Annotated in this window: 11 protein-coding genes; 7 read left to right on the top strand and 4 right to left on the bottom strand. The window is 66.7% G+C overall.

The genetic code is table 11. The features are described 5' to 3' along the window. Positions 1–151 precede the first annotated feature (151 nt). Complete coding sequence (locus HWX62_RS29355; protein ID WP_175931988.1) at positions 152–997, bottom strand: M15 family metallopeptidase; 846 nt, start codon at positions 995–997, stop codon at positions 152–154. A 121-nt stretch (positions 998–1,118) separates the two neighbouring features. On the opposite strand from HWX62_RS29355, the gene HWX62_RS29350 reads away from it, so the two are divergent. Continuing rightward, positions 1,119–2,102, top strand: a complete 984-nt coding sequence (locus HWX62_RS29350; RefSeq protein WP_175931987.1) for a phage tail protein — start codon at positions 1,119–1,121, stop codon at positions 2,100–2,102. Positions 2,103–2,313: 211 nt separating this feature from the next. Next, positions 2,314–3,342 carry a transporter gene (locus HWX62_RS29345; RefSeq protein ID WP_175931986.1) on the top strand — a complete coding sequence of 343 codons (1,029 nt, stop codon included), beginning with the start codon at positions 2,314–2,316 and terminating at the stop codon, positions 3,340–3,342. A gap of 107 nt (positions 3,343–3,449) precedes the next feature. Here the strand turns inward: HWX62_RS29345 and HWX62_RS29340 are convergent, their stop codons facing one another. Further along, complete coding sequence (locus HWX62_RS29340) at positions 3,450–5,618, bottom strand: M1 family metallopeptidase (RefSeq protein WP_175931985.1); 2,169 nt, start codon at positions 5,616–5,618, stop codon at positions 3,450–3,452. Positions 5,619–6,260: 642 nt separating this feature from the next. Here HWX62_RS29340 and HWX62_RS29335 point away from each other — a divergent pair. The 4 genes from HWX62_RS29335 (at position 6,261) to HWX62_RS29320 (ending at position 9,481) form a co-directional block, all read left to right on the top strand. Then, positions 6,261–6,755, top strand: coding sequence for an LEA type 2 family protein (locus HWX62_RS29335; protein WP_175931984.1), 495 nt, complete (start codon positions 6,261–6,263; stop codon positions 6,753–6,755). Positions 6,756–6,909: 154 nt separating this feature from the next. Further along, positions 6,910–7,242: a YegP family protein gene (locus HWX62_RS29330; RefSeq protein ID WP_175931983.1), complete on the top strand. Its 333-nt coding sequence runs from the start codon at positions 6,910–6,912 to the stop codon at positions 7,240–7,242. Between the two features lie 137 nt (positions 7,243–7,379). Next, positions 7,380–8,513 (top strand): class I SAM-dependent methyltransferase, encoded by a 1,134-nt coding sequence (locus HWX62_RS29325; RefSeq protein WP_175931982.1) that lies wholly within the window; start codon positions 7,380–7,382, stop codon positions 8,511–8,513. Between the two features lie 89 nt (positions 8,514–8,602). Continuing rightward, a complete protein-coding gene (locus HWX62_RS29320; protein WP_175931981.1) occupies positions 8,603–9,481 on the top strand; it encodes an SAM-dependent methyltransferase in 879 nt (292 codons plus the stop codon). Between the two features lie 89 nt (positions 9,482–9,570). On the opposite strand, the gene HWX62_RS29315 is transcribed toward HWX62_RS29320, so the two are convergent. Beyond that, the gene (locus tag HWX62_RS29315; protein WP_175931980.1) at positions 9,571–10,143 is read right to left on the bottom strand and encodes a DUF1415 domain-containing protein; all 573 of its coding nucleotides are present in this window, start codon (positions 10,141–10,143) and stop codon (positions 9,571–9,573) included. Between the two features lie 76 nt (positions 10,144–10,219). Further along, positions 10,220–10,840: a TetR/AcrR family transcriptional regulator gene (locus tag HWX62_RS29310; RefSeq protein WP_175931979.1), complete on the bottom strand. Its 621-nt coding sequence runs from the start codon at positions 10,838–10,840 to the stop codon at positions 10,220–10,222. A 215-nt stretch (positions 10,841–11,055) separates the two neighbouring features. Between HWX62_RS29310 and HWX62_RS29305 the strand changes: the two genes are divergently transcribed. Further along, positions 11,056–12,339: an MFS transporter gene (locus HWX62_RS29305; protein ID WP_175931978.1), complete on the top strand. Its 1,284-nt coding sequence runs from the start codon at positions 11,056–11,058 to the stop codon at positions 12,337–12,339. Positions 12,340–12,351 lie beyond the last annotated feature (12 nt).

The raw sequence follows: 12,351 nt of genomic DNA, 5'->3' as shown, positions 1-12,351 counted from the left end.
CGAAAGGACGCTGTGAGATTTAAAACGGAAGCGGCGGCCGGAAAAAATCGCGCACCGGAATGCCCGATTGTTTGCGTCGCCCAAATCGTTTCCTGCCGGGTGATTAAAAAGCCCCATGCCGCCCTCATTATTTCTTGTCCGGCAGCCCTGACTAGCTGCCGCGTCCCAGTTTAAAACCGGGTTTATGGTATTCCACGTGCCCGAGATCCATCATTTTCCATCGGCCGCCCCAGGTCAGGCCGACTTGTTCGGCGACCTGGCCGTACAACTGATAGCCACGCATCGCCCATGGATCTTTCTCGGAAATGACCAGCTTGCCGTCGCGCAGGAATGCGTTATCGGCCGCCAGCCCGAACTGGTGATAACTCTGGAAGGCCGCCGCATTGGTCACGTTCGTGCCCATCTGCGCGAGCCGGTTCTGTCGTTCCGGGCTCCGGTAGCCTTCCAGCAGCGCCATTTCATAACCATATTGTTCGTGCATGATCTTGTAGACCAGCAGCAAACGCGTCCGGAAATCCGGGTCCAGCAGGTTCCAGTCGCGGCTTGCATCCTTCAGCGCCGGGCGGACCTGTTCGACTTCCTTCGTGGCAAAGACTTCCGGCGGCAACGGCGGCGGCGGCACGAGTTGTTCGCCCTGCAGCAGCGCGGCGATCTTCTCGTCGGGCACGCGCGCGGTGTCGTCGTACTGAAATAATTGCCGACCGCGTAACGCAATGGCCACCAATGGCGGCGTCGCAAGAATACCTGCCGACACCATAATCATCAAGCGCCGCCGAACCAGTAAATTTTGCACGTCGCTTAATGCACCGCGCGTCACGCTTGCCGATTTAACAATCTGACTCCGCGCGCGCGCGGCGCGATCGTTCGCACGGCGCGTGAGACGGCCGTGAAACTGGGCCACGGATTCGAAAACGGTCGCGCGGACACCCGGTAAAAGCAACAGTGCCGCAACGGCGACGGCAAGGGCGAAATAGGCGACGAGTGCGACGGCAATCAACGAAATCCCCGGAAATTGGAATTGATTGTGTTTTGCAATGCTTGCTCTTAGAATCAGGCTGCTTCGAGAGGCCGGGCTATATTATCGCGGTGAATTAAACCAGGATTCAATGAGACGCTGAATGAGTGCGCCGGAAAATTCAAATTCGAAAACTCCGCCCAGCCTGCTGTCCGATACTAAACCGGCAGGCGAGGGAGGACCTCGGCAGTCGCGCATTCTCGCGGATCTGGAAGGGCGTGTCACGCCGCCCGCCGAGCCGCCGCGCCGTTCGCTGAAGGCGCCGATTGCCGCCGTCGTGGCGCTGGTCGTGGCCGTCGGCGGCTGGGGCGCGTGGCGCATGCAGCAGTCGTCGGGCGAACGGCCCGCCGCGGTCGTGGCCGCAACGGCACCCGCGGCGGCTGCGCCGGACAAGGCCGCACCGGCCAGCGCCGCCGCCGCACAGGTCGCGCAGAACGGCGCATCCGCCGCGTCGGCCGCGCAACCGGCCACGATCGTCAACGACGATTCGGCGTCCCAGACCGTTGCATCCGCATCCACGTCGGCCGCATCGGCTTCCGCGGCGGACACCAGCCGCCTGTCGCGCGCGCTCGCCAACGGCGCCGAGGACGCATCGGGCGCGGCCACGGCCGGCGCAGCCGCTACCGCGGCCGCCGCGGCGGCGACGGCCAAGACGGCGAAGGCCGACGCGTCGAAGAGCACGAAGGTGGCGGCGCACGGCAAGACCGACACGAAAGCCGAGACGAAGGCCGACGCTCGCAAGCATCGCAAGGAACAGCAGGCCGAGCTCGCGCAGGCGAAGAAGCGCCGCGAAGCGACGCCGACCCGAACCGCGAAGGCGGGCGCGAAGGACGATCCGGATGCCGATCTGCTTGCCGCACTCGTCGCGCGCACGAAGCCGGCCGACAAGAAGCTCGCCGCGCAGAAGGCGCAGGCCGTGCCGACCAAGGCGGCGGCGACGACCGGCGGCTCGCTGGCGTCACGCGTGAAGGAGTGTTCGGAGCGCGGGTTCTTCCAGGATCAGCTGTGCCGCTGGCGCGTGTGCGACGGCCACTGGGGCAAGGACCCCGCATGCCCGAGCGCCGTGCAGTCGGAGACGCGGCAGTAACGCGTCCCGCGCACGCCACGATGGCTTGCCCGTCAGCGCCGCCCACGGGGCGGCGCGTTGTTTTCGGGGCACGGAAAAGCGGCCGGTATGATGCCGTGTGACACTGTCACGCGCGCGTCATGCCCGTCGGGCATACGTCTCCTTTCATTTCCCGGCGCGGGCCCGCGACCCGCGATGTGCGGCTCGCCGCGCGCCGCACCCCTTCGACACGATGGACCTGATCGTACAGACTTACGGCGCCGATACGTCCGGCATGGTGTGCGGATTCCGCTTCGTTCCGGGCGGCGCCGGCGCGATGCTCGACGCCGATGCGGCCGCCGCGTGGCTGCGCACGTGCCGCGAACATGGCGCGGCCGCATCGGACGATTTCGTCTGGCTGCATTTCAATCTCGCGCACGGCGCGAGCGAGCGCTGGATGCGCACGCATCTCGGGCTGCCCGACAGTTTCTTCGAATTCCTGCACGAAGGCTCGCGCTCGACGCGCATCGAGCAGGAGGACGGCGCGTTGCGCGCGATCGTCAACGACGTGATGTTCAACCTCGAGCTCACGCCGTCGGAGATCGCGACGCTGTTCGTCCACGTCGAGCGGCGCATCATGGTGACCGCGCGGCTCAAGCCGCTGCGCTCGGTCGACACGCTGCGCGCGTGCGTGCGCGACGGCGAGCGGTTCCGCTCGCCCGCGGAACTGCTGGTGCACCTGCTGCGCGACCAGGCCGACCTGCTGATCCAGATCATGCGGCGCACGAGCGTCGACGTCGACCGCATCGAGGATCGCTTCCTGTCGCAGCGGCTCACGTCGAACCGCGTCGAACTCGGCACGATGCGCCGCACGCTGACCCGCCTGCAGCGGATGCTCGCGCCGGAGCCCGGCTCGATCTTCCGGCTGCTCGCGAAGCCGCCCGCGTGGCTGCACACGGAAGACGTGCAGGAGCTGCGCGAGTCGACCGAGGAGTTCTCGCTGGTGCTCGCCGATCTGGCGGGACTCAACGAGCGTATCAAGCTGCTGCAGGAAGAAATCGGCTCGCGCCTCGACGAGCAGAACAACCGGACGCTCTTCACGCTGACGCTCGTCACGGTGATCGCGCTGCCGATCAACATCGTCGCCGGCTTCTTCGGGATGAACGTCGGCGGCGTGCCGTTCGCGGAGAACAAGCACGGCTTCTGGCTGATGGTGCTGCTCGTCGCGGGCTTCACCGCGCTGGCCGCGTGGTGGGCGTTCCGCCGCCGCGACGATCGCTAGCGCGGCACGAAAAAAAGGGCCTCGCATGCGAGGCCCGTCAACAGGTCGGAGAAACCGGTACGCCGGCCGGCGCCACGCGTTGCGCGGCACCGGCCGGATACGCACCGTTACTGCGTCACTACCTTGCGCGGCTTGAAGATGCCCTGGTATTGCCGTGCCGGGCGTTCCTTCGTCACCGGCTCGATGCCGCCGAAGGTCGGCGTCTGGCGCAGCTTCATCGCGGCCGGCGAAGCGACCGAACCGATCGACGTCGAGCGCGAAGCCGGCGCGAGGTTGTTCGCGACGAGCAGCGCCGCTTCGCTCTTCAGGTTCGCCAGCAGCACCGGATCGGTCGAGCTGTTGACCTGCGTGAGCAGCCCGCTCCAGGCCGCGTCGCTGTAGTTCACGACGTAGTAGTCGAGACCGCTCGGGTCGGCGACCACGCCCGTGCAGCCGTCGATCCGCGTTTGCGCCTGCGTATCCTTCAGCGCGAGCGTCGTGCGTTTCGCGAGACCCTGGCCGTACGCGAGCGTGATCGGCACCGTCCATTGCAGGCCCGGATACGCGTTCTTGTTCGGGAACGGCTGCTGTTTCAGCGTGACGACCGTCTGGTTCTTCGTCAGGTCGCACTGCGTGTCGAGCGAGATCAGCGGCACGCCGGTCTGGCGCACGTAGCTGTCGCCGATCGGGCCGATCGCCTGGCCGCTTTCCTTCGACAGCGCATCCCACAGACGCTTCGGCGTCCCGTTGCCGAACGAGTAGTCGACCAGGTACTGCTGCAGGCCGCGGCGCAGCGTCTGCTCGCCGAGATAGTTCTCGAGCGTCTTCAGCACGTGACCGCCCTTGTCGTACGTGAACGCGCTGGCGCTCAGCACGAAGTCGTTCGACGCCCAGCCGTTGAAGTTCGGCGCGACCGGGAACGCGTTCGGGCCGATGTCGCGATTGATCACGCGATACTTGTTCTTCACCTGGTCGAGCCAGCTGAACTCGTCGGGGAAGAACTGGATCGTCGTCTTCGTCTCGAAGAACGTCGCGAACGATTCGTTGAGCCACACGTTGTCCCACCAGTCCGTCGTGACGAGATCGCCGAACCACTGGTGCGCCACTTCATGCGTCAGCACTTCGTTGCCGTAGCGCGACATCGGCTGGCCCGGCTGCGGCAGGATATCGTCGGCGAACTCGAGGATCGAACCCCAGTTCTCCATCCCGCCGAAGTTCAGGTCCTTCTGCTCCTTGAACGCGTCGTTCGCGGCGACCGTGTCGAACTTCGTCAGCGGCAGCGCGATGCCCGTGTAGCGGTAGTAGAAGTCGAGCGCCTGCTTGGTGCGGTCCATCGCCGGCTTCGCCCACTCGCTCATGCCCGGCGGCGTGAACACGCGCAGGTGCAGGCCGCCCTTGCCGCCCGGCAGCGGGCTCGTGAAGTCGTCCTCGTAGGTGTCGAACATGCCGCCGCCGAAGAACAGCAGGTACGACGGCATCGGCGGGGTCTTCTCGAACTGCACGAGCTTGTAGCCGCCGCCGACGTTGGTCGACGGCTTCTCGGCCGCGTTCGACACGACGCGCCAGCTTTGCGGCACTTCGGCCGTCACTTCATAGGTCGGGCGGAACGCCGGCTCGTCCCAGCCGGGGAACCACTGGCGCGCCAGGTTGGTTTCGCCCTGCGTCAGGATCGCGCCGCTCGTCTTGCCGTCGGTGCCCTTCAGGTCGACGCGGAACACGCCCTCCGCGGCCGAGCAGCCCGGATACGGATCGTCGCCGCAACTGCCGCCCGTGTGGTTGACCGGATCGTCGTACGACTTGAAGTTGATGATGCCCGACCACTCCATGTGGAGCGAATAGTTGCCCGGCGCGATCGTGCCGGCGACGGGGCGCAGCTGATAGAAGTCGCCCTTGTCCTGCGGCGTCGCGATCAGCTGGATGTTGCCCGGCTGCAGCGTGATGCGGCCGTTGGTGAACTTGATCCGGTGACCGGCGATCACGATGTTGTTGACCGGCTTGAGCACCTTGATCTCGACGTCGGCGCGGCCGTCGAACGCGTTCAGCGCGTCGTTGGGGCGGAACCACAGCCGGTAGTTCACGGGCACCACGGTGTCCGGCAGTTCGACGGGCGAGACGCTCTTGTCGACGTTGGAGGCGCTCGGCGGCGCGGTGACGGCGGGCGACGAGCCCGCATGCGGCGCGCCGGCGGAGCTGAGCGCGGAAGCGGAGCCTGCACCGCCGTCGTCGCCGCCGCACCCGGCGAGCGCGAGTGCGGCGACGAGCGGCAGATAACGCATCTTGCGAATATGGATCGACATGACTGAAACCTCGATTGTTGAAAGAATCGTTCAGTGCTGCGAAAACGCCGGCAAAAGCAATCCCCTCGCCGTTTAATCAACAGCGAAAAAATGCCAATGACGGATTATTCGAAAAGATGTCGGCCGACTACGTGAAGGTAATCATGGTTTACTGCCCCCTCTGAATTTCCGGATGTCGGTTAACTGGCCGGTTCAAAATGGCCGGGCGCGTGTTGTACTGAATTGATTTCGCGCGCACGACACGGGGCCGCACGCCCGGCGCGGGCGCGCAATCCCTTTGAACCGACGACCTACGGGGCTGGCCGGGCCAGTCCGCAGGACGGAAGGACAGCGTGTCGCCATCCCGTAAATTCGCCGTCATGCGGCTTCAAGGTTTGTCGGCTTGCTCCAAGGATGCGTAAATATACTTGATGGTTTTGGGTAAAGGAAACGAAAAAATTAGAAAGAGCATCTATTGAATTCCAGACGCTTCATTGAATGCTGAAAGTCGTTAATGCGCTTTCCGTTTCGCTGGTAATTTCGTAGTTTTAATCTATTAACGATCTCGCGTGGCGGCCCAAACTACGAAACCCGGCGAGCGGCGGCACGGTCGGTACAATGCATCGACGACCCGTTCACCGATCGCCACGAGGAGGTCTTCCCATGTCACGCGTCCCGTTCCGAATCGCGCCGCTGTGCGCCGTGCTGCTGCTGTTCGCGGCCGTGTTCCTGCTGGGCGGTTGCGCGGGGCTCACGCGCGAGCCGGTGCGCGTGTCGGTCGCCGGGCTCGACCCGCTGGTCGGGCAGGGCCTCGAGATGCGGTTCAGCCTGAAGTTGCGTGTGCAGAATCCGAACGATGCGCCGATCGACTACGACGGCATCTCGGTCGCGCTCGACCTGAACGGCACGCCGTTCGCGAGCGGTGTCAGCGATCGGGCGGGCACCGTGCCGCGGTTCGGCGAGGCCGTGCTCGACGTGCCCGTTTCGGTGTCGGCCTTTGCCGCCGCGCGGCAGGCGTGGAACCTGCCGGGCGCGGCCGCGAACGGCGAGTTGCCGTATGCGCTGCGCGGCCGGCTTGCCGGCAGTGTGCTCGGCACCGTGCACTTCAACGATGCGTGCACGCTGCGTCTGCCGACCATGCCGGGGTGGGGCGGGTAGGTCGTCCGCCCGGAATTCAACATCGGTCAAATGTGTCGAAGACTCGCCATTTGACAGTCTTTAATGCTTATCTTCGCAAAATGTCGATTTTTGTCGGTGCAACCCCTTACACTGGCCGATGTCCGAGGGTCGGACATACTTTTAGGGGAACTCCATGGCGGCAAAATTCGAGATCAAGAAAGCCACGAACGGTGAGTACTATTTCCACCTGAAGTCGGCGAACGGCGAGATCATTCTCGCGAGCGAACGGTACGAGCAGAAAGGCGGCGCGAAAAACGGGATCGCGTCCGTGCAGGAGAATGCGCCGCTCGACGCGCGTTACGAGCGCAAGCTCGCCCACAACGGCCAGCCGATGTTCAATCTGCGGGCCGCCAACCACCAGGTCATCGGCACGAGCGAAACGTACAGCAGCGCGCAGGCACGCGAGGACGGCATCGCGGCCGTCAAGCGCGATGCCCCCGGTGCGGAAACCGTCGATCTCGCCTGATTGACGGGTGCGCCGCGACGAACGCTCGCGGGCGGGCGTCGCGGCGCCTGTTTTTGCCGGGGCGGGCAAAGCGCGGTATGGTGTGGTCCGCGCGGCGAATTCTCGCCGCCGCTGAAGCCAACCGTAACCGAGTTCGCGTGACCGATTCCCCCGTTTTCCACTGGACCGACGCCGACGGCGTCGATCATGCCGTGCGCTGGCGCTCCGAAGCCGGTGTGCAACCGCCGAAGCGCGCGGTACCCGCCGACGACCGCTTCACCGCCGACGCGGCCTACCGCCTCGCATGCGAGGGCACCGCGCTCGTCTGGCAGGGCGACTTCCAGAATGCGCGCCAGCTCGTGCAGGCGATGGCGCGCCGTGTCGAACGCAAGCCGAAGAAGGCGAAAGCCGCGGCCGGCGTCGAAGCATTCAACCTGCATCGTCTCGCGCAATCGCAGCGCGCCCGCACGCTCGGCATGCTGCTGATCCCGCTCGACGCCGATTACACGATTCCGCTGCGCCGCGCGCCCGACGTGCGCGCGGCCTGCGAGGAAGCGTACGGCCCCGGCGGCGCGCCGTCGGTCGTGTCGCTGCGCGAGCTGCTCGGCCTCGTCGGTGCGCACGAATGGCGCAAGAAGGGCGTGCCGATCCCGGCGCTCGGCGGCGCGCCGATCCATCCGCACTACGGCGTGTTCTCGCCGGTGCGCGGCGAATACGTCGAGCTCGTCGCGCGCGCGCCGCTGCCGGCGACGTCGCTCGCGTTCGATATCGGCACGGGCACCGGCGTGCTGGCGGCGGTGCTCGCCTCGCGCGGCGTCGAGCGCATCGTCGCGACCGACCAGGATCCGCGTGCGCTCGCCTGCGCGCGCGAGAACGTCGCGCGGCTCGGCTACGCGGGCCACGTCGATATCGTCGAGGCCGACCTGTTTCCGGCCGGCCGTGCGCCGCTCGTGGTCTGCAACCCGCCGTGGGTGCCGGCCCGGCCGAGCGCGCCGATCGAATACGCGGTCTACGACCCGGAAAGCCGCATGCTGCGCGGTTTCCTCGCGGGGCTGGCCGCGCATCTGGAGCCCGGCGGCGAAGGCTGGCTGATCCTGTCCGATTTCGCCGAGCATCTCGGCCTGCGGCCGCGCGACACCTTGCTGCAATGGATCGACGAAGCCGGCCTCGTCGTGCTCGGCCGCGACGACATCCGGCCCGCGCACCCGAAGTCGACGGACGCCGACGATCCGCTGCATGCGGCGCGTCGCGCCGAGGTCACGTCGCTGTGGCGGATCGGCGCCCGGGCCTGACCGCGCATTTTCGGTAAACTGTCGCCATTCCTCACGAATTTCCGCCGCCGGGCCGTGGTCGACCGACCGTGGCCCGGCGCCGCTTCACGATGTCGAACAAGACCCACGAAATCCGCCCGGAGCAGTCCGTCGAGCTGCTGAAGGAACTGCACATCCTCACCCGCGACGGGAAGCTGAACCAGGACAGCCGCCGCAAGCTGAAGCAGGTCTATCACCTGTTCCAGTTCATCGAGCCGCTGCTCGCCGGCGTGCAGGCCGACAAAAGCCACGTGACGCTCGTCGATCACGGCGCCGGCAAGTCGTATCTCGGCTTCATCCTGTACGACCTGTTCTTCAAGCAGCAGCCGGGGCACGGCACGCCGGCGTTCGCGTCGCACGTGTACGGCATCGAGACGCGCGAGGAGCTCGTCACGCGCTCGACCGAGCTCGCCGCGCGGCTCGGCTTCGGCGGGATGTCGTTCCTGAACCTGTCGGTCGCCGATTCGATCACGTCGCCGCGACTGCCCGATACGGTCGACGTCGTCACCGCGCTGCACGCGTGCGACACGGCGACCGACGACGCGATCCGCTTCGCGCTCGCGAAGCGCGCGCAGCACATCGTGCTGGTGCCGTGCTGCCAGGCGGAAGTCGCGGGCGTGCTGCGCAGGAACAAGGGCAAGTCGCTCGCGAACGCGCTGACCGAGGTGTGGCGCCATCCGCTGCATACGCGCGAATTCGGCAGCCAGATCACCAACGTGCTGCGCTGCCTGCAGCTCGAAGCGCACGGCTATCAGGTCAGCGTGACCGAGCTTGTGGGCTGGGAGCATTCGATGAAGAACGAGCTGATCATCGCGCAGTACAAGAACCTGCCGCGTCGCAAGCCCGGCGAGCGGTTGAACGAGATCCTCGCGATGTTCGGGCTTGCCGAGCTGAACGAGCGCTTCTTCGTACCGGCGCCCGCGGCGGCTGTCGAGCCGGCGGCGGACTGAGCGGAGCGAGGAACCGGCTGCACCCGGCGCGGCACGCGGCCGAACGGGCGACGCGCCTGCCGCGCGCCACCCGGATGCTACCCGATGCGTCAGACGTCGTCGCCTGGCCGGCGCATCCATTCGCGCCAGCCTTCGTGGCCGAGGCGGCGCAGCGTTTCCTGATTCTTTTCGTAGATCGCGGACGCGTCCGGGAACGCGTCGACCGCGCGCGCGATGCTGTCCTCGCGCAGCAGGTGCAGGATCGGATAGGGCGCGCGGTTCGTGTAGTTTTCGATGTCGTCCGGTTCGGTGCCGTCGAACCGGTATTGCGGATGGAAGCTCGCGATCTGCAGCACGCCGTCGAGTCGCAATTGCTGCACGAGCCGCTCGGCGAAGAACAGCGCGTCGTTGTAGTCGACGAAATCGGCGAACGCGTGCGGATAGATCACGAGCGTCGTGTCGACCTGCTGCGGGTCCGCCGCGTCGAGCGCGCGCAGTTCGGTTTCGAGGTCGGCGAGCGCGTCCTCGAGTGTCGTCGCTTCGCTGATCGCGTAGCGCACCTGTTCCTTCACGTAGACGCTTTTCGCGAACGGGCACAGGTTGAGCCCGATCACCGCGCGCGCGAGCCAGTGCCGCGTGGCGGCGAGAATGTCGTCGTGCGAGTCGGGGCGGGTGTCGGTCATCGTGATACCAGTCGGGCGGAAGGGCGGCGAGGGCCGCATTGTAGCGGGCGCGTGCGCAGCGAACGCGCGCGGCCCGTCACGCGCAGGCCGCTTCGATCAACTGCGTGACGAGCGCGGGCGCGATGCCGATCGGCGTTTCGCCGTGCCGGTAGGTCTGGCTCGCCGCGTAGATGCCTTCGACCACCAGCGCGAGCGCATCGGCGAGCGCCTTCGGCTGTCGCGCGCCGGCGCCTTCGCACAGCGCGACGAGCCGTTTCATCAGTTGTTCCTTGTTCTGCGCGACGCGTTCGCGCGCCGGGTGCGATGCGTCCGGGAATTCGGCGGCCACGTTGACGAACGGGCAGCCGCGATAGTCCTTCTGCGTCGCGCGCTCGGCGAGGTCGACGAAATACTGGATCAACTGCGCCTTCGGCTGGCCCGGATGCTTCGCGACGCTCGCGTCGAACCGCTCGAAAAAGCACGCGTCCATCCGTTCCAGATACGCGAGGATCAGCTCGTCCTTCGACGAGAACTGGCGGTACAGGCTCATCTTGTTGACGCCTGCGCGCTCCACCACCGCCTCGACGCCGACCGTTCGCACGCCTTCCTTGTAGAACAGCTCCTCGGCGGCACGCAGCAGATGCTCCTGCGCGGTGGCGCCGTCGATCGGCCGGCGCGTGCGTCGCGCGAGCGGTTTGGCGACCTCGATGCCCGACATGATGACCCTCGACTACGTAATGACTTGCTTGACATGTTACCGACTGGTCACTACGATCGCAACACAGTTGTGACCGGTCGGTAACAATCGTCCGGATCGACAGACGAATGCCAAGCGTCGGCCCGGGTCAGCCGACGTTGAAATGCGCGGCGGAGGTGGCCTGGTCGGGGCGGAAGGTGCGATGGCACCGGAGCCGCCAACTGGAGAACGCGAAGATGAACTGGGCGGTGACACGAATCGGCGGGCGCTTCCATTACGGATGGCTCGCGGCGGCGGTGGTATTCCTGATCCTGCTGGCGGCGGCCGGCACGCGCGCGACGCCGAGCGTGCTGATGGTGCCGCTCGAACGCGAGCTCGGCTGGAGCCGCGCGGCGATTTCGCTGGCGATTTCGGTGAACATCGCGCTGTACGGCCTCACGGGGCCGTTCGCAGCCGCCGCGATGCAGCGCTTCGGGCTGCGCCCGACGATCCTCACCGCACTCGCGACGATGGGCGCGGGCGTCGCGCTATCGTCGATGATGACGCAGAGCTGGCAGATGGTGGTGATCTGGGGGCTGATGGTCGGCTGCTCGACGGGCGTCGTCGCGCTGACGCTGTCCGCGACCTTCGTCACGCGCTGGTTCCATGCGCGGCGCGGCCTCGTGATGGGGATCCTGACCGCGAGCACCGCCACCGGCCAGCTCGTGTTCCTGCCGATGCTCGCGGCGATCGCGCAGCGCCACGGCTGGCGGCCGGTCGTGCTGGTCGTCGCGCTGGCGGCCGCGATCGTGATTCCGCTCGTCGCGTTCCTGCTGCCCGAGCGGCCGGCCGACGTGCAACTGCGCCCGTACGGCGAACCGGCCGATGCGCCGCCCGCGCCCGACGCGACGAAGGAGAACCCGCTCGCGGTCGCGTTCCGCACGCTGCTGATGGCGAGCCGCTCGCGCGACTTCTGGCTGCTGTTCTTCAGCTTCTTCATTTGCGGCGCGAGTACCAACGGCTACGTCGGCACGCACCTGATCGCGATGTGCAGCGATTACGGGATGACCGAAGTGCAGGGCGCGTCGCTGCTCGCGGCGATGGGCGTGTTCGACCTGTTCGGCACGACGCTGTCGGGATGGTTGTCCGACCGTTACGACAACCGCGTGCTGCTGTTCTGGTACTACGGGCTGCGCGGGCTGTCGCTGATCTACCTGCCGCATGCGTTCGGGATCGATTTCTTCGGGCTGCCGCTGTTCGCGATGTTCTACGGGCTCGACTGGATCGCGACCGTGCCGCCCACCGTGCGGCTTGCGACCGACGTGTTCGGCAAGGCCGCGGCGCCGGTCGTGTTCGGCTGGATCGTCGCCGGCCACCAGCTCGGCGCGGCATTCGCGGCGCTCGGTGCCGGGCTGCTGCGCGCGAGCCTCGGCACCTATACGATCGCGTCGATGATTTCCGGCGGGCTGTGCATCGTCGGGGCGCTGATCGTGCTGCGGATCAACCGCGGCCCGTCGCGCGCGGCCGCGCAGGCAGCCTGATCGCGGCGGCTC

The sequence above is a fragment of the Burkholderia sp. BCC0506 genome (assembly GCF_902833145.1).
Lineage (GTDB): Bacteria > Pseudomonadota > Gammaproteobacteria > Burkholderiales > Burkholderiaceae > Burkholderia.
The sequence above is the reverse complement of the archived record's forward strand: the minus strand, read 5'-3'. Positions and strand labels throughout refer to the sequence as shown.